Source organism: Priestia veravalensis, assembly GCF_001457055.1.
In the GTDB taxonomy this organism is placed as follows: domain Bacteria; phylum Bacillota; class Bacilli; order Bacillales; family Bacillaceae_H; genus Priestia; species Priestia flexa.
In genome coordinates, this window is record NZ_KQ758628.1 from 90,810 (window position 1) to 107,968 (window position 17,159).

Below are 17,159 nucleotides of genomic sequence, written 5' to 3' on the forward strand. Positions count from 1 at the left end.
CGTTTAATCTGTTTTTTCACAGAGCTCTTGGTAGACACATTGTTTACAGCGAGTACTTTGTTTCATCGGAAAAGCGCTTAGTGGCTTTGGTTGATTGTATTCTGAGTGCTCGATATATAGATGCATGTTCATCAGGCTCTCTTTAATAGTATGATGGAATTCATCTATTTCTTTTGCTGTCACATAATAGGTGTGACTCCCTCCTAAATAAAGGTATTCGTTACGAATCTGAATGACATTCAGTGGTACATTATAAGTTTGCTGTATATAAAAAGCGCAAAGGGCAAGTTGTGTCAGATGATCATGTGCTTGCTTTCCTGTCTGCCAATTCACGATAATGTATTCGTTTGTAGTTGGTTTATGGTAGAGAAGGTCAAGTGAAACAAATATTTTGACTGAGTTGAGCTCTACTGAGCAAAACGCTTCTTGAGGGAGAATTTGAATTAAATCAATTGACTGAAGTTCTCTGAATGTTTTACTTCGAAAGAAAGAAGTTACACACCTCTCGATAGACGTTTTTGTTTGTTGAATTTCATAATCTGCTAAATAACCTTTTTGGTAGTATTCGAGCATCATGGTGTACACGTTCGGTTCATGATACCAATCGTCGCCATGATCTCGTGTTTGCAAATAAGCACGACGCAGTTCTTGATCAATGAAATTACGCATTGCAGTCATGTGCTCTTCGATTGATTCTGTGTTTGTGGTAAAGGAATAATTCCGAATAGCTTGCTTGACTGCTTGTCCCACTAATAGCGGCAAAGTAACTATTTTCTTTAAGCGATAGGCTTGTTTTGCAAGTTCAGTAGAAGAAGAAAGCCAACCATGATGGGAAAAATAGTACTGATAAGCATATTTTCTTGGGCACTCTATCATCTGATTATGGCGAGCGAGTGACCAAAAAAAACGAGGAGGGTTCGCTAGAAGCATAAGTATCACGTCCTTATCCTTTTGTAGCATACATATGAAGTTCTCTGAAGTTTAGAACGAAAAATGACGAAAGAATTAAAAAAAGCTTGCTGTTTCGCTTTGACCGTGCTATAGTAAAGAAGCGATGAGCTAATTTGTGTAAGTCGAAGGATATGCTTTTGCTAAACGTATGAATGTGGTCATACGGTCCTCGCCTCAAAACGCATCAAAGACGCCCAATTGGGCGTCTTTTTGTACATTCTTCACATGAGTCATTCGAAGCAAGACAATAGCGTTACTTTTCATATTCCTTTAAAATAAATGCTAGATAGAAAAAAGGGGAGTCAATTGTGATACGTGAAATAGAGATGACTGATGCGCCTCAATTTGTTGAGATGATTAAGCAAGTAGAAACTGAAAGTCAGTATATGCTTTTTGAAGAAAACGAACGAAAGCTAAGTTCAGAGCAACAGGAAAAGCAAATTGAAATGATGAAACAACAGCGAAACTCTACGCTTTTAGTAGCAGAAGTAGAGGGTGAACTGGTTGGTTACTTACAGGCTGTAGGTGGAGTGGTGAACCGAAGTGCCCATATCGCGTATGTGTCGATGGGAATCTTAAAAGACTATCGAGGAATGGGTATTGGTTTGCAGTTGTTTCAACAGCTTGAAGAATGGGCAAAAGAACAGCAAATTCACCGCCTTGAGCTAACAGTTGTAGTTGAAAATGTAATTGCAATTCATTTGTATAAAAAAATCGGGTTTCAAATTGAAGGCACAAAAAAGCATTCGCTGCGAATTAATGGGCAATATGTAGACGAATACATCATGAGTAAATTATTAGATGTTGAATAAGTTTAAACAAAAAGGAGCAGTCTACGCTGCTCCTTTTTGTTTAACTACCTCGGTAGATTTGATATCCCCATGGAGAAACAAGAAGAGGGACATGATAATGCTCAAATGCTTCTGAAAGCCCAATCCTAACCGCTACTTTTGTTAAAAAAGCAGGCGTGCTCGTTTGAACTGATTCTCTTATAAAGTAAGGTTCGATATCAAATAAAAGCTCATACTCGCCTGGGGTGAACGTTTCGTTACTAAAAAAAGGTTGGTCAATTCGTCCGCCTTCGTTTGTAATTGTATCTCCAATCCACAACCGTTCATTATCGTCTTGAAGTTTGTAGAGTGAAACAGCTATCCCTTTAGCTGGTTTTCCATTTGCTAAATCTAAAACATGAGTCGAAAGCGTGGTCATGTTAATTTGACTCCTCAAGTGCGGATGTAACAGCTATTTTGACATCCTCCTGTGTTACCGTGAAGACTTGGAAACCAAACGGTGGCTTTGGTTCAGTATACACTTTGCCATCAGAGTTTGGAATATCTTCAACGACTGCATCCCACGTGTGATTTTGTGACTCAAACGTGACATCTTTTAGTTGAGGGAAGCGTTCGAGCACGCGAATGCCGATTAGATAAATTAAATTTTGAATAGATGGTGTTTCAGTCTCGTTAAACACTGAGCATGCGATGTCTTTTACTTGTTCCGCTGCTACATAAGAAAGAGGGGTATCACCTATTGCGTCTTCTGGTTGAGTGTATGTCCATCCGATATTTAAATAAACAAAAAGTGGGCGATTAGAGTCTTCGGGTAACGTTGTATATTCATCTCGAACAAACCCGACAAATGAATTTCCCTCTACTTTAATTAGCTGTAAATCTTTTAGTTTACTATATTGCTCAGTAATTTGTTGACCTTGGACCGTTCGTTCTATTTTAATACCAGCTTGAGCATATTCATTTCGAGATCTTTTGTAAACAAGCTTGCTTTCAGTTAGCGTATTGCCTACCATACCGTTTGTGGCTTCAAATGGAACTTCGTCTCCAGTTAATTGAACTGTTTCCATTTGAGGATATTTATCTAAAAATGCTTCAGCAACATATTTTAAGAAGCCTTCGATTGTTGAACCATCATAGCTGCCTAAATGACGCTGAATAAAATTTTTCATAGAGTCTGTTGCAACAACAAGACTATTATCACCTTCTATAAACGAAGATAAAAACTGACTTCCTCCTATTGCCACTTTTACATTGACGCCAAATACGATGTTATTTCGGCCACTGAATTCGGATTCTGGAATGACCTTCACACCTTTAAGTGGTTTTAAATACGTACGATAAGCAAATACATCTCCTTTTCCATAATACATTTGGCGATTTGATTGATTCGTCATTGTAACACGCTCCTCAGTTTTTATTTTGTCTACCAATCGAAAATAAGCAATCTTATATACTTCAGCTAACGCTGTTGTAAACTCTGTTTTTTTATCGTTTTGTAGTCGATCAATTAAGCTTTGATAGATTGTGCTTTTCGTTTTTCCTCTTACAGCAACGATAAAAGGGAAACCGAAGCGATTCATATAGGTCTTGTTTGCGTTTGTGAAATGTTCATACTCTTCCGCTGTAAGAGAGGTTAAACCGGCGCCCGTTTGCTCATTTATAGAGTGAGTCGTCATGGCGATTTTAGCTCCTAGATTTGGGTGAGCTTGTAGTAAGTCTAATTTTCTTTGATTAGAAGCTTCATCAATAACTCTGATTGTTCGGTGATGAAATTCTTGGAGAGAACTAAACGGCCGGAGTGGAGCAACTTTTTTTACAATCCAAGAAGAATGTTCATAGATATCTTGAAATAATCCAATAAATGTTTGCTCAGGTAATTCATTTACTTCGTGAATCGTTTGCTTCATCATGTTAGCACCTCATTATTTTGATTCTGAATAATCAGTTTTTTTGAACGTCACGATAGGCCTATTCGTAGTTTCGCTAGAACGAAAGAATATGTTTAGTAAAATAGCAGCAATGCTTCCTGTAATAATACCATCACTTACAATAATCTTGAGTCCAGCTGGGAGCTGGGCGAATAAATCAGGTACGACCGTTACCCCTAATCCAAGTGATAATGAACAGGCAATGATTAATAAATTACTTTGATTAGAAAAATCAACGTTGCTCAGCATTTTAATTCCTGATGAAATAACCATTCCGAATAATACAATCATAGCACCACCGAGTACCGGAGTAGGAACAACTGTTGTTAATTCAGCAATTTTAGGAATAAGACCTAACGTAATCAAAATGACTCCTGCTACCACTACGACATTTCTTGTCTTTACTCTTGAGAGTTGAACAAGTCCAACGTTTTGAGCAAACGTATTGTAAGGAAAAGCGTTAAAAATACCGCCTAGCATAATAGCTAACCCTTCAGCACGATAACCTTTAATAAAATCTTGATCGTTTAAGTCACGCTCGCAGACTTTGCTTAGTGCGAGAAAAACACCCGTAGATTCAATTATGATTACCACACCAACTAGTATCATAGTCAGGATAGGTCCAATTTCAAATGTGGGTGCACCAAAATAAAATGGAGTAGGAATATGTAGCCAGGAGGCTTCTTTTACACTTGATAAATTAACCATGCCCATAAACGCTGCAACAATTGTTCCTACTACAATGCCCAGAAGTACGGACAATGCTCGTAGAAAACCTGTGAAAAAACGATTTAAAAATAAAATGAAAGCGAGAACGCCAAAAGCTAATGCTAAATTTTCTACGGATCCAAACTCTTCACTGCCAACACCACCACCCATGTTTCGAACGGCTGATGGCACAAGTGACAAGCCAATCATCGTCACGACTGTCCCTGTTACAACCGGTGGGAAAAGTTTAACGATTTTACCGAAAAAGTTAGCGAATAAAACGATAAACAGTCCCGCTGCAATAATAGCGCCGTATACTGCGTTAATTCCATACTGCGAGCCAATTGCTATCATTGGTGTAACCGCAACAAACGAGCTTCCGAGTACAACCGGTAATCCGATTCCAAACCAGCGGTTGTTCCAAGCTTGCAATAAGGTAGCAATGCCGCATGTTAGTAAATCAATTGCAACTAAATAGGCGAGTTCATGTGCGCTTAAATGCAAAGCGCGCCCCACGGTTAACGGAACAAGGATAGCTCCAGCATACATCGCAAGTACGTGTTGCAAGCCTAATGAAGTAAGTGCTAATGGATTTTGTGTTTTCTTCATACAAAATCTCCTTTCATTATATCACAATTGATGTTATAAAATGTAACATTAATAGGTGTTGATACCATCTTAATCCGTTTTGAATATTCTGTCATTAGTGAATATAACTAAAAAATATAAGTTTTTTTTCGCTATTTTTCCAAAAAAATAACCCGGTGGTATGTTTTGTGACACATAAAAGAGCATGATAATTTTATGAAAATGAATAAGCTCTCTACTCATACACTATTACAAGACGTTATTAAACTATGGAGGTGCATCATGAAAGAATGGATACAACGCAAATTTCAACAGGTAGCAAATGACGAGAGAACGCTTAAAGCAAAAGAAAAGCTAGCGGATGGGGGAATTACAGTACCTATCTCAGCTGCTATGCTTATGCGCTTGTTTCAGAGACAGTTAAAGAAACAAGATCAAATTCAGAATTTAAGTATCATTTTTCAAGAAAATATCATTGAAGTAAAAGGTAGTGTTCATAAATATTTTTTAAAGATTCCCTTTCAAATAAAGTTGGAACCTTCTTCAGCTAACGGACGTGTGCTTTTATTTCAAATTCATGAAATGAAACCTACCAACCGCGATTTTCTTAAAAAGAGACTATTTGATAAACCTCCAGTAACGACTTATAAAGATGGGCAAATCCACATTGATCTGAACGAAATTGATAAAGTGAAACTGATTCCAATTGGAACGATTAAGCAGTTTTCCATTCAGGATAATAAACTGCGTGTGAAAATCGGAATGTAAGTGTTAAAAAATCTTTTTATAAAAAATTTAGAATTTTTCATCTTTACCTATTGTGACAATCTTCCATCTAGATGTACAATGGAATTTATATAAAGGTAAATAACCCTTAAATTCAAGAAAGCAAGGAGAAGCAACCATGACAAAGTACAATATTGATGTAACATTAACTCAAACAAAAAAAGAAAAACCCAACGCTAGTGAATTGGCGTTCGGTAAAGTATTCACGGACCATATGTTCATTATGGACTACACAGAAGGTCAAGGTTGGCATGATCCGAGAATTATTCCTTATCAGCCTCTTACGTTAGATCCAGCATCGATGATTTTCCATTATGGTCAATCAGTATTTGAAGGCTTAAAAGCATATGTAACAAAAAAAGAGCAGGTATTATTATTTAGACCCGATGAGAATTTCAAACGATTAAACAAATCAAATGATCGTCTATGTATTCCTCACTTAGATGAAGAGTTAGCGTTAGAAGCGCTAAAAACACTAATTCAAGTGGACCGCGATTGGATTCCAAATGCTGAAGGTACGTCTTTATATATTCGTCCATTTATTATTTCAACAGAACCATATTTAGGCGTTTCACCATCTGATCGTTATCAATTTATTATTATTTTATCGCCTGTAGCTTCTTATTATAAAGAAGGCATTGCTCCGGTACGAATCGCGGTTGAAAATGAATTTGTCCGCTCTGTAGCTGGAGGGACAGGTAGTGCGAAAACAGGCGGAAATTATGCGGCAAGCTTAAAAGCGCAGCAGCTGTCTGGTACAAAAGGTTACTCTCAAGTACTTTGGTTAGATGGCGTAGAGCGCAAATATATTGAAGAAGTAGGAAGTATGAATATCTTTTTTAAAGTAGATGGTGAAGTTATTACTCCGTCTATTAACGGTAGTATTCTAGAAGGTATCACCCGCAAATCAGTTATTGAGCTATTGAAGCACTGGGGTATCCCTGTTTCAGAACGCAAGATTTCAATTGCTGAGATTAAGGAAGCCTATGCAGCTGGTAAATTAGAAGAAGCATTTGGAACAGGAACAGCAGCGGTTATTTCTCCAGTAGGTGAGCTATTCTGGCAAAATGAAGGTATGAGTATCAATGGTGGAAAAACTGGAGAAGTTACAAAGAAATTGTATGATACGCTAACAGGCATACAAAGTGGAATGGTTGAAGATCACTTTAATTGGTGTATAGAAGTAAAGTAGGTATAATTCAATAAAAATGTTAGTAAAAACCAAGGAAACAGTTCTTTTTTCCTGGTTTTTACTTTATACTTAAAGTGAACATGTTTCATTAGAAAAGATAAGGGGTTGGTGGGGTGCTATTTTTATCACATGATGAAAAAGTGCGTGTACTAGAAGAGGTTATTCAAAGAAAGTTATGCGAAATAGCTGGAGTGGAAATGAATGCTGGTGAACTTCATCGATTGGTTGGTTATTTATTTGCGTCTCATCTAGTTGAATTTACCCCCTGTGAGTACAAGTTGAGAATTCAGTATGAATCGCAGCTACACGATTTTTACCACCATCTAAAAGAATCTGCACCCACAGAGAGCGTTTAATAGAAGTGGTGTAATCTCCCCCAAAAAAAAAGAAAGTTAGCATGCGTGCTAGCTTTCTTTTTTTGATAGTTATTCATATAATTCCCTCTTTTACGCACATTAACAGTAAAATGTAATTAAAGGAGGCTATATGCGTGACACAAACCGTAATGTTGGGATTGTTTATTGGACCATGGCTGTTATTCTTTTTCTTTGATAGCAATCGCATAAAGCGGTATGTTTTCGCTGGGCTTTTTGGGATTGTTATGCTGACGATTTCTTTGAAATGGCTAAACGCTATGATTGGTGGGAAGTTAACCAAACGCTGTTTTTCTTAGAGGATATGACCCCGTTTGTATTTGGCGTATTTTTTGTGGGTACACTTCTTATTTTTTATTTTACTTATCCCGGCTTTTGGGCGTTTTTTATCTTAAATGCCATCTTTGATTTATTTCAAGCTTATATAATGAGCCCATTTTTCCAACGTTTAGGGATTTATGAAATGCACTCTGTAAATGCATTCCAGCTTTTTTAAATTATGACCGCTGTGGCCATTCTTTTTTATCTTTATCAGAGGTGGCAAGATAGTGCATTTAAAATTGAAATCAAATAATAAAGCGCTCACATAAAATAATTCCATCCATTCATACCGAATAAAAAGGAATTATTTTATCTAAAGAAAAGAATTTTTCAATAAATAGTAAAACGAACAGGAAAGTTTGTGTTAAAATGTCAATGTTGCTTCCTAACGCGTAGAGTTTACGTCAAAGGAACAAGACTTTTATTTACATAGTTAGAAGGAGAGAGAGTTCTATGGAAAAAGTATTTATTTTCGGACATAAAAATCCAGACACAGATACAATCTGCTCGGCAATTGCTTATGCGGATTTAAAAACAAAGCTAGGTGTGAATGCAGAACCTGTACGTTTAGGGGACATTAATGGTGAAACACAATTTGCGTTAGAGAAGTTCAACGCAGAAGTACCACGCTTTGTAGCTGAAGTATCAAAAGAAGTAAATGAAGTTATTTTAGTTGACCACAACGAGCGTCAACAAAGTGCAATAGACATTGACCAAGTACGCGTACTTGAAGTAATTGATCACCACCGCATTGCAAACTTTGAAACAGCAGATCCACTATACTATCGTGCAGAGCCTGTAGGTTGTACAGCAACAATTTTAAACAAAATGTACAAAGAAAATGGTGTTGAAATCGAGCCAAATATTGCTGGGTTAATGTTATCAGCTATTATTTCTGATTCACTATTGTTTAAATCACCAACTTGTACAGACCAAGACGTTGCAGCAGCAAAAGAGCTTGCAGCTATCGCTGGTGTAGATGCAGCAGAATATGGACTAGCAATGTTAAAAGCAGGTGCAGACCTTGGAGACAAAACAGCAGCTGAATTAATTTCACTTGATGCAAAAGAATTTACAATGGGCGCTAGCAAAGTAGAAATTGCTCAAGTAAACGCAGTGGATGTAAATGATGTGATTGAACGTAAAACAGAAATTGAAGAAGTAATTGCAGCAACAATCCAAGCGAAAGAATTAGACTTATTCTTACTTGTTGTAACAGATATCTTAAACAGTGATTCAACTGCTATTGCACTTGGCGCAGAAGTTTCAAAAGTAGAGCAAGCATATGGAGTACCGCTAGTGAACAACATGGCGCTATTAAAAGGCGTTGTATCACGTAAAAAACAAGTTGTTCCAGTATTAACTTCAGTATTTGCATAATCCATAAAAACCTCGAGGTTCTTTGAAACCATCGAGGTTTTTTTATTATTTCAACATAAAAATCTGCTTATTTTGTTATAAGCCTTTACAAAGCACATGCTAATTTGTTAAATTAGTATCTATATTAAAAATTGTTAAATAATTTAAAAGATTTATATTTCTTTAGATCGTTACGAATACGGAGGGAATTATTGTGACAGAATTAAGAAGTAACATGATCAAAAAAGGTTTTGACAGAGCACCTCATAGAAGCTTACTACGTGCTGCTGGAGTAAAAGAAGAAGATTTTAATAAACCGTTTATCGCTGTTGTAAATTCATATATTGATATTGTACCTGGGCATGTACATTTGCAAGAGTTCGGGAAAATTGTAAAAGATGCTATTCGCGAAGCGGGCGGCGTTCCGTTTGAAATGAATACAATCGGCGTAGATGATGGGATTGCAATGGGACATATCGGTATGCGCTACTCACTTCCAAGTCGTGAAATCATTGCCGATTCAGTAGAAACAGTTGTTTCAGCACACTGGTTTGACGGAATGGTTTGTATTCCAAACTGTGATAAAATTACGCCAGGAATGCTAATGGCTTCCTTACGCTTAAATATCCCATCTATTTTTGTAAGCGGCGGACCGATGAAAGCCGGACAAACAAGCGATGGTCGACGCATTTCATTATCTTCAGTATTTGAAGGCGTAGGTGCTTACCAAGCAGGGAAAATTGATGGCAAAGGACTTCAAGAATTAGAACAGTTTGGTTGTCCGACATGTGGTTCATGTTCTGGGATGTTCACGGCTAACTCAATGAACTGTTTAGCTGAAGCATTAGGCTTAGCGCTACCTGGAAATGGTACAATCTTGGCTGTTGCACCTGAACGTAAAGAGTTTGTGAAAAAATCAGCGAAGCAGTTAATGGAATTAATTAAGCTAGATTTAAAACCACGTGATATCGTAACAGAAAAAGCAATTGACAATGCGTTTGCGCTTGATATGGCTCTAGGTGGTTCAACAAACACTGTTTTACATACGCTAGCGCTTGCGAACGAAGCAGAAATCGACTATCCGCTTGAACGCATTAATGAAGTAGCAGCACGCGTACCACATTTATCTAAGCTTGCACCAGCATCTGATGTCTTTATTGAAGATTTACACGAAGCAGGCGGCGTATCTGCTGCACTTAATGAGCTTGCGAAAAAGCCAGGTGCACTTCATTTAGATACAATGACCGTTACAGGTAAAACATTAGGTGAAAACATTGCGGGGTGTGAAGTACAAGACTACAATGTTATTCATCCAATCGATAAGCCGTTTACAGAAAAAGGTGGACTAGCTGTCTTATTTGGTAACTTGGCTCCAGATGGTGCTATCATTAAAACTGGTGGTGTTCAAGACGGTATAACACGTCATGAAGGCCCAGCTGTAGTATTCGATTCTCAAGACGAAGCCCTTCACGGCATTGCAAACGGCAAAGTCAAAGCCGGAGACGTAGTTATCATTCGTTATGAAGGACCTAAAGGAGGACCAGGAATGCCTGAAATGTTAGCTCCTACTTCTCAAATTATGGGAATGGGATTAGGGGCAAAAGTAGCCTTACTAACAGACGGAAGATTCTCTGGAGCATCACGTGGCTTATCAATTGGCCATGCTTCACCAGAAGCTGCTGAAGGTGGACCACTTGCATTTGTTGAAAATGGAGATCATATCGTAATTGATATTGAAGAGCGCCGCATGGACGTAGAAGTGGCACCTGAAGTTTGGGAAGCTCGTAAAGCTAATTGGAAAGGCTTTGAACCAAAAGTGAAAAAAGGGTATCTTGCTCGTTACTCTAAACTTGTTACATCGGCAAGCACAGGCGGAATCATGAAAATCTAAAACAAACAAAAGCCCTCTAGCTCATTTACTAGATAAAATGAATAAGCTAGAGGGCTTTTTCATGTAACATTCCTTGTCATTAATCATTTAACACTTGTAGTTCTTTTTGATAGCTTAAATAAGTTTGGACTTTGTGAATAGCAGAAGAGTAATCTTTAATTAGATAATGAATCGAGGTAATAACACTATCAGGATACGCGTCAAGGTTTTGGAGTAATAATAAACGTTGATATCTTATTAATTGTTTTTCAAAATAATGCAGTACTTGTTCAGGGGTTTTGACAACTAGTAATTTCATGTATTCGTGAACCTGCTTTTCAAGAAAAAAATAGCGGTCTACCAAAAACATAACCTTCATCTTATCAGCCTCCTTTAAATTATAAGTCAGTATGTCATACGCTGAAGATTTTACATGATAGACGATTTTCAATCACAACCTTTTATCTTCCAGCTGAGGAAAAAGGAACGATTGTTAAATAGCAAAAAGAAATCCTCGGTTGAAGGATTTCTCTTCGCAAACAACCTATTACTACGCACTCATATTCGAAATAGAGGACTGCTGATATTTCGCAATCTTACATTTTATATATGTAGGTGTTTCACCAAATAAATTTGCCACAAACAAAACCGCACCGTAACGAGTTTTTGCATTTGAGATTTCACGATTCACAAGATATTCGTACACGGCCGCTTCCAGATTGTCTATAAATAAAAGAACATGACGCTTTTCGAAGAGAAGTTGATACATTTCAATAATAAGCTCTGATCGCTTTGAGAATTTTTCTTCTAATTGCGTTAAGCGATATGTTGTCAGAGGCACTTCGCATTGGATAATGTATTTTAATTCTTCTAAAAACAATTTATTCATGACGGTCACATCCCTATCCTTTTAATAAATTCATTTTAGCACTAACAATCTATTTTTGGAAGCGTTTTCAATAATATTTTTTTATGAAATAAATCATCAATTTCTGACATTTTTTTGCGATTTCTTGTATTAATTGTAGTATAGTTTGAATGAAAATCGAACGCTAGCGAATTGTTAAAGAATCTAACAAACTATTTTTATATTTTTCAAAAAACGAACGATAGTTGGAATGAACTACTATTACTTTATGATAAAATAGCTATATAACTAAGTTAGGTGATTAAGATGACAAAAAAACAATTGAATGAACTAAAGATATTAAAGGATATTGCAGAAATCCTAAATGAAAGTACAGACGTAAAGCAAATGCTTCAAGATACCCTGGTTCAATTGCTTAAAGCAACTCAATTACATACGGGGTGGATTTTTTTAATTGACGAGTGTGGAGATTATGAACTCATGGCTGCTCATAATCTACCGGACGCGTTAACGAATCATCAAATTCAACCTATGCGTAACGGCAGCTGTTGGTGTGTTAGCCGCTATTGTAATGGTAAATTAACAAAAGCGACAAATACAATGGAATGCAAAAGGCTGGATGAAGCTACAGTTCACGATTGGGGAGAAACAAATAACATCACTCATCACGCAACCGTTCCTCTTTATTCAGGAAAAGAACAGTTTGGCATATTGAACGTTGCGGCACCAGGAAAACAGTATTTTGATCAACAAGAGCTTGATATATTAGGTGCTGTTGCGCTCCAAATTGGAACGGCTATTAAACGGTTAGACTTAACAAAAAAAGAACAAGAAATGCGACTAAGAGATGAAAGAAATCGCTTAGCACAAGACCTTCACGATTCTGTTAATCAGCTTTTATTCTCAATTCAGCTCACGGCTAAAGCAGGAACAAAAACTGGTCATGAGGCGTCCAGGGATATGTTTGAAATAATTCAACAAACGGCTAGTCAAGCGCAAGCTGAGATGAAAGCGCTGATTTTACAGCTTCGTCCAGATGGATTACAGCAAGGGCTTGTTTGTGCATTAACAAGCTATGGTGAAATGATTGGTTTAAACGTAAACGCAATTCGAGAAGGAACGGCTTTTCTACCAGCTTCTGTGGAAGAAATGCTGTTTAGAGCTGGGCAGGAGGCCTTGAATAACTGCCGAAAGCATGCCGATGTACACGATGTAAATCTTTTTCTATCAATCCAAAAAGAAAAGGTTACTATGACAGTTAGCGACAAAGGAATGGGTTTTTGCTATGAAGAGTATGAGTCGGCAATGCTTCCTACAATTGGTTTAAGAGCAATGAAGCAACGAGTCGAAAAGCAATCCGGTACATTCCATGTAACTAGTAAACTAGGAGAAGGAACAACGATCCAAATTGTTGTTCCGTTTTAAGGAGAGAGAAAGATGAGCATACGTATTTTAATTGCAGATGACCACCATGTTGTTCGCAAAGGGTTAGCGTTATTTTTACAAACCCAGCCCGATATAGAAATTGTGGGCGAAGCGTCAAACGGCCAGGAAGCCGTTCGAAAAGTGAAAGAACTACAGCCTGACCTTGTCGTGATGGATTTATCAATGCCAGAGCTTGATGGCATTCAGGCTACTAAACAAATTAAGCAAGAGCAGCCAAATGTGAAAGTACTGATTCTAACGAGCTTTTCAGATCAAGATCACGTAATACCGGCATTAGAAGCAGGGGCGGAAAGTTACCAGTTAAAAGAAAGTGACCCTGATGAGCTGATAGTGGGAATTCGAAATGTAATAAACGGTCAATACCAGTTAAGTCCCAAGATAACAGCTCATTTATTAAATAAATTAACCCAACCTGTTAAAAAAGAGCCTTTATTGTTAGATTTATTAACAAAGCGAGAGCGTGAAGTGTTAAAAGAAATTTCTTCAGGGAAAAGTAATAAAGAAATTGCAGCTGCTTTACATATAACAGAAAAGACGGTTAAAACGCATGTCTCAAACATTCTATCAAAGCTTCAGGTTCAAGATCGCACCCAAGCTGCTCTATATGCTGTAGAGCATCATGTTTAAAAATGTGCTCGGTAGTACCGAATGGATGTACATGATATAATAGAGAGATTAAACAAATCATGCTCAAGATTACTTGAGCATGATTTGTTTAATGAGGAAAAAATTTAGCGATAGGAAGATTTAAAAAGATGCGAATGTTAAATGAAGCGTATTTAAAAGATGCATATTCAAGTCGAACCTACTATAGAGGTCATACATATTATCAACAACAGCGAGTAACAGACTTAGAATACAATGAACAAACGAAAACATGGATAGGGTTTGTTGAAGGAACGGAATCATATACGGTTATGATTCAAATGAAAGAACAAGGTTACGCTTCTTCTTGTGAATGCCTAGCTTATCATGAGTTTGGTGAATGTAAGCATGAGGTAGCGGTTCTTTTAGCCATTTGTGAACAACAAGCAACAAAAACTGACGTTGCATCAACATCTCGCCGGAAAAGCTATGAACACCAGCGCGTCAATTCTTTTATTCAATCCTTCGCAGATTTTCATCAATCAGTTATTGAAAGTGATAGCAGGGATGAGAAAGAACAATTATCGGTTGAATATATTTGTAAGTCGTATTCAGAACGCTTTTCTAGAGACGGAGAGCTCTACTTAACAATTGAGGTAAAGGTAGGGGTTGAGCGTACCTATGTTGTGAAGAATTTACAGTCTTTTTTAGATGATGTAGCTGAGGATGAACCGCATGAATTCACCAAGCGGTTTTCATATGATCCGGTTGTACATTATTTTGCGAAAGAAGATGAAGTCGTTCTTAACCTTTTACAGCAAATTGTCGAAAGCGAACGCTTTTATAAACAAACCTATGCTTCTCCGAGGCGAACCGTTACTAACAAAGATCTTGTTATCCCGACGTCTGTAGCAAAATCACTCTTACACGCACTTCAAGGAAGAGACTGGACTTTTGTTCATGAAGATGAGACGTATAGAGATGTGTTACTGAAAAAAGAAGGCCTTCCATTTTCTTTTTTTATTGATGAAAATCAAGCCAAAGAGTTTCAAATTAATTTTCGGGACCTAGATGAAGCTTCTTTTTTTAATCGTTATCATTGGATTTTTGCGAGTGGTCATTTTTATGAGCTCACGAAGAAGCAGCGGAAGCTTGTAGAAGGATTACTGGAAAACATGCCGGTTCAGCCGGTTCTATCAGTTGATGATGAACAGATGGGAACGTTTTTATCACAAGTAGTACCTGGCCTACGCAAAGTAGGAGAAGTGAAAATTTCACAAGCAGTAGAAAATCAAGTTATGTCTCCGCCATTACAGGCAAAGCTGTGGGTAGAGAAAGAAAGCGAACAGCTTCTTGTGACGCTTGAATATCACTACGGTGATTTTATGATTAATCCCTTTCACAATACCGATGAAAAACCTAAGTTTATTCTGGTACGAGATATGGAAAAAGAAGCAATTATTATGGATATTATTGAACATGCACCCATTAATATTTATAAAAACCAGCTTTACCTTCAGCAAGATGAAGAAGCGTTGTTTGAATTCTTATTTCGTATTCTTCCTCAACTTGAAGAACTTGTAGACATCCGTATAAGTGAAGAAGCAAAGCAAGAAACCCTCTATGATGCTTCAAATTTGATCACAAGCATTGATTTAGAACAGCAAAACAATCTATTAGAAATCAACTTTGACTTGGCTGGAATTGATGAAAAAACGGTGCAAGAAGTTCTTAGGTCTGTCCTTGAAAAGAAAAAATATTATCGTTTAAACAATGGAGCATTTCTTTCTCTTGAGCAAGATGGATTTCAGAGGATTCAGGACTTGTTTACAGAGCTAAATGTGAAAAAAGAAGAGTTAGAAGAGAATCGCCTTCACGTTCCGCTATATAAAGGAATGCAAGTTGAAGAAATTCTTGGTCAATCACAGGAGGCTAAAGGTCGATTAAGCGAAGCGTTTCAAACGCTTGTTAAACGTATCGGAGCACCTGATCAAAGTAATTGGCGTATACCTTCGGGGCTGCATGCAGAGCTTCGAGACTATCAGTATACGGGATTTCGGTGGTTTAAATCTTTATCAACCTATTCATTAGGCGGTATACTGGCTGATGATATGGGGCTTGGAAAGACGCTTCAAACCATTGCTTATTTACTTTCAGAAAAAGAACAAGACGCTGTATTGCATCCATCTTTAATTGTTGTACCAGCTTCTTTAGTTTACAACTGGAAGAATGAATTTGAGAAATTCGCGCCTTCTTTAAAGGTGCACACGATTGCTGGAACTCCAAAAGAGAGAAGCGATTTGCTTCAAGAGAACGCAGATGTTTTTATTACGTCTTACCCAACGCTTAGACAGGATATGTCGTTATATAAAGAAAGAGAGTTTCATGCTCTAATTTTAGATGAAGCTCAAACGATTAAAAACTATGCTACGAAAGCGGCAGCAGCGGTACGGGCAATATCTGCTCCAAAGCGATTTGCATTAAGCGGTACACCGATAGAGAACTCACTTGAAGAGCTATGGTCTATTTTTCAAACGATATTACCTGGATTGTTACCAAGTCAGCAAGGGTTTAAAAAGATGACCTCAGAGCGGATTAGCAAATTAGTGCGCCCGTTTATTCTCCGTCGCGTGAAAAAGGACGTTCTAAAAGAACTTCCTGATAAAATTGAAACAACGCAGCGCTCAGAGCTGTCAAAAGAACAAAAAGAGCTGTACGTTGGATATTTAGAGCAATTAAAAAGCTCGTTAACTACAGAAGATTTTCAGCGAAACCGTATGAAGATTTTAGCTGGCTTAACGCGTTTACGTCAAATTTGCTGTCATCCAGCTCTCTTTATTGAAAACTACGAAGCTGAGTCCAGCAAGTTGGAACAGCTACTTGAAACCGTTCATCAAGCATTAGCTAACGGAAAGCGGATGCTAATTTTTTCACAGTTCACGAGCATGCTTCATATCATTAGAGAAAAGCTTGCAGAACAGAACATTTCCTTTTTCTATTTGGATGGCCAAACAGATGGAAAAGACCGAGTAGAGATGGCCAACCGTTTTAATAAAGGCGAGCATGATATTTTTCTAATCTCGTTAAAAGCTGGTGGGACAGGGCTGAATTTAACGGGTGCAGATACCGTAATTCTATATGATTTATGGTGGAACCCAGCGGTTGAAGAACAGGCTGCCGGACGAGCCCATCGCCTTGGTCAAAAGAATGTTGTACAAGTAATTCGCTTAATTGCGCAAGGAACGATTGAAGAAAAAATCTATGAGATGCAGCAGAAGAAAAGAGAGTTGATTAGCCAGGTAATTCAACCGGGTGAAACGATGCTAACAAGTCTATCGGAAGAGGAACTGCGAGAACTTTTAGAGATGTAGCTCACATGAAAGGAAGATAAA

General features: G+C 37.6%; 17 protein-coding genes. 11 read left to right on the top strand and 6 right to left on the bottom strand.

The window, feature by feature from the left end; all coding sequences use genetic code 11:
• Nucleotides 1–3: 3 nt before the first annotated feature.
• Complete coding sequence (locus AS180_RS02430) at nucleotides 4–930, bottom strand: PD-(D/E)XK nuclease family protein (RefSeq protein ID WP_062686306.1); 927 nt, start codon at nucleotides 928–930, stop codon at nucleotides 4–6.
• Nucleotides 931–1,256: 326 nt separating this feature from the next.
• Between AS180_RS02430 and AS180_RS02435 the strand changes: the two genes are divergently transcribed.
• Nucleotides 1,257–1,763, top strand: a complete 507-nt coding sequence (locus AS180_RS02435) for a GNAT family N-acetyltransferase (RefSeq protein WP_025911101.1) — start codon at nucleotides 1,257–1,259, stop codon at nucleotides 1,761–1,763.
• A 40-nt stretch (nucleotides 1,764–1,803) separates the two neighbouring features.
• Here the strand turns inward: AS180_RS02435 and uraH are convergent, their stop codons facing one another.
• The 3 genes from uraH to AS180_RS02450 are packed head-to-tail and all read right to left on the bottom strand — an operon-like array spanning nucleotide 1,804 to nucleotide 4,987.
• Entirely contained in the window at nucleotides 1,804–2,160 is a 357-nt protein-coding gene (uraH, locus tag AS180_RS02440) for a hydroxyisourate hydrolase (protein ID WP_025911100.1), read from the bottom strand.
• A 1-nt stretch (nucleotide 2,161) separates the two neighbouring features.
• Nucleotides 2,162–3,652, bottom strand: a complete 1,491-nt coding sequence (gene pucL / locus AS180_RS02445) for a factor-independent urate hydroxylase (protein ID WP_035321189.1) — start codon at nucleotides 3,650–3,652, stop codon at nucleotides 2,162–2,164.
• A gap of 12 nt (nucleotides 3,653–3,664) precedes the next feature.
• On the bottom strand, nucleotides 3,665–4,987 hold the full coding sequence (locus tag AS180_RS02450) for a nucleobase:cation symporter-2 family protein (RefSeq protein WP_025911097.1): 1,323 nt from the start codon (nucleotides 4,985–4,987) through the stop codon (nucleotides 3,665–3,667).
• A gap of 261 nt (nucleotides 4,988–5,248) precedes the next feature.
• Between AS180_RS02450 and AS180_RS02455 the strand changes: the two genes are divergently transcribed.
• From AS180_RS02455 to ilvD, 7 genes are all read left to right on the top strand, one after another.
• On the top strand, nucleotides 5,249–5,734 hold the full coding sequence (locus AS180_RS02455; RefSeq protein ID WP_025911095.1) for a hypothetical protein: 486 nt from the start codon (nucleotides 5,249–5,251) through the stop codon (nucleotides 5,732–5,734).
• Between the two features lie 136 nt (nucleotides 5,735–5,870).
• Nucleotides 5,871–6,944, top strand: a complete 1,074-nt coding sequence (locus AS180_RS02460) for a branched-chain amino acid aminotransferase (protein WP_025911093.1) — start codon at nucleotides 5,871–5,873, stop codon at nucleotides 6,942–6,944.
• Between the two features lie 113 nt (nucleotides 6,945–7,057).
• Nucleotides 7,058–7,300: a hypothetical protein gene (locus AS180_RS02465; protein ID WP_025911092.1), complete on the top strand. Its 243-nt coding sequence runs from the start codon at nucleotides 7,058–7,060 to the stop codon at nucleotides 7,298–7,300.
• Nucleotides 7,301–7,434: 134 nt separating this feature from the next.
• Nucleotides 7,435–7,617 (top strand): hypothetical protein, encoded by a 183-nt coding sequence (locus AS180_RS23415; protein ID WP_100347750.1) that lies wholly within the window; start codon nucleotides 7,435–7,437, stop codon nucleotides 7,615–7,617.
• A complete protein-coding gene (locus AS180_RS23420; protein WP_226372916.1) occupies nucleotides 7,566–7,814 on the top strand; it encodes a hypothetical protein in 249 nt (82 codons plus the stop codon). The genes AS180_RS23415 and AS180_RS23420 overlap by 52 nt, the downstream gene beginning before the upstream one ends.
• A 278-nt stretch (nucleotides 7,815–8,092) precedes the next feature.
• Nucleotides 8,093–9,019, top strand: coding sequence for a manganese-dependent inorganic pyrophosphatase (locus AS180_RS02475; protein ID WP_025911090.1), 927 nt, complete (start codon nucleotides 8,093–8,095; stop codon nucleotides 9,017–9,019).
• A gap of 193 nt (nucleotides 9,020–9,212) precedes the next feature.
• A complete protein-coding gene (gene ilvD, locus AS180_RS02480) occupies nucleotides 9,213–10,889 on the top strand; it encodes a dihydroxy-acid dehydratase (protein ID WP_025911088.1) in 1,677 nt (558 codons plus the stop codon).
• Between the two features lie 79 nt (nucleotides 10,890–10,968).
• On the opposite strand, the gene AS180_RS02485 is transcribed toward ilvD, so the two are convergent.
• Complete coding sequence (locus AS180_RS02485; protein WP_062686307.1) at nucleotides 10,969–11,247, bottom strand: hypothetical protein; 279 nt, start codon at nucleotides 11,245–11,247, stop codon at nucleotides 10,969–10,971.
• Between the two features lie 171 nt (nucleotides 11,248–11,418).
• On the bottom strand, nucleotides 11,419–11,757 hold the full coding sequence (locus tag AS180_RS02490; protein WP_025911084.1) for a hypothetical protein: 339 nt from the start codon (nucleotides 11,755–11,757) through the stop codon (nucleotides 11,419–11,421).
• A 285-nt stretch (nucleotides 11,758–12,042) separates the two neighbouring features.
• On the opposite strand from AS180_RS02490, the gene AS180_RS02495 reads away from it, so the two are divergent.
• The 3 genes from AS180_RS02495 (at nucleotide 12,043) to AS180_RS02505 (ending at nucleotide 17,138) form a co-directional block, all read left to right on the top strand.
• Nucleotides 12,043–13,161 (top strand): GAF domain-containing sensor histidine kinase, encoded by a 1,119-nt coding sequence (locus tag AS180_RS02495; protein WP_061784630.1) that lies wholly within the window; start codon nucleotides 12,043–12,045, stop codon nucleotides 13,159–13,161.
• Between the two features lie 12 nt (nucleotides 13,162–13,173).
• Nucleotides 13,174–13,809: a response regulator gene (locus tag AS180_RS02500; protein ID WP_061784629.1), complete on the top strand. Its 636-nt coding sequence runs from the start codon at nucleotides 13,174–13,176 to the stop codon at nucleotides 13,807–13,809.
• A gap of 128 nt (nucleotides 13,810–13,937) precedes the next feature.
• Nucleotides 13,938–17,138, top strand: coding sequence for a DEAD/DEAH box helicase (locus AS180_RS02505; protein ID WP_062686308.1), 3,201 nt, complete (start codon nucleotides 13,938–13,940; stop codon nucleotides 17,136–17,138).
• Nucleotides 17,139–17,159 lie beyond the last annotated feature (21 nt).

Bases quoted from the DNA above. Each gene is read 5' to 3' on its own strand.
- AS180_RS02450 (WP_025911097.1), bottom strand. From the start codon at position 4,987: ATGAAGAAAACACAAAATCCATTAGCACTTACTTCATTAGGCTTGCAA.
- AS180_RS02460 (WP_025911093.1), top strand. From the start codon at position 5,871: ATGACAAAGTACAATATTGATGTAACATTAACTCAAACAAAAAAAGAA.
- pucL (WP_035321189.1), bottom strand. From the start codon at position 3,652: ATGATGAAGCAAACGATTCACGAAGTAAATGAATTACCTGAGCAAACA.
- AS180_RS02500 (WP_061784629.1), top strand. From the start codon at position 13,174: ATGAGCATACGTATTTTAATTGCAGATGACCACCATGTTGTTCGCAAA.
- uraH (WP_025911100.1), bottom strand. From the start codon at position 2,160: ATGACCACGCTTTCGACTCATGTTTTAGATTTAGCAAATGGAAAACCA.
- AS180_RS02475 (WP_025911090.1), top strand. From the start codon at position 8,093: ATGGAAAAAGTATTTATTTTCGGACATAAAAATCCAGACACAGATACA.
- AS180_RS23420 (WP_226372916.1), top strand. From the start codon at position 7,566: ATGGCTAAACGCTATGATTGGTGGGAAGTTAACCAAACGCTGTTTTTC.
- AS180_RS02505 (WP_062686308.1), top strand. From the start codon at position 13,938: ATGCGAATGTTAAATGAAGCGTATTTAAAAGATGCATATTCAAGTCGA.
- AS180_RS02455 (WP_025911095.1), top strand. From the start codon at position 5,249: ATGAAAGAATGGATACAACGCAAATTTCAACAGGTAGCAAATGACGAG.
- AS180_RS02485 (WP_062686307.1), bottom strand. From the start codon at position 11,247: ATGAAGGTTATGTTTTTGGTAGACCGCTATTTTTTTCTTGAAAAGCAG.
- AS180_RS02495 (WP_061784630.1), top strand. From the start codon at position 12,043: ATGACAAAAAAACAATTGAATGAACTAAAGATATTAAAGGATATTGCA.
- AS180_RS02430 (WP_062686306.1), bottom strand. From the start codon at position 930: ATGCTTCTAGCGAACCCTCCTCGTTTTTTTTGGTCACTCGCTCGCCAT.
- AS180_RS02490 (WP_025911084.1), bottom strand. From the start codon at position 11,757: ATGAATAAATTGTTTTTAGAAGAATTAAAATACATTATCCAATGCGAA.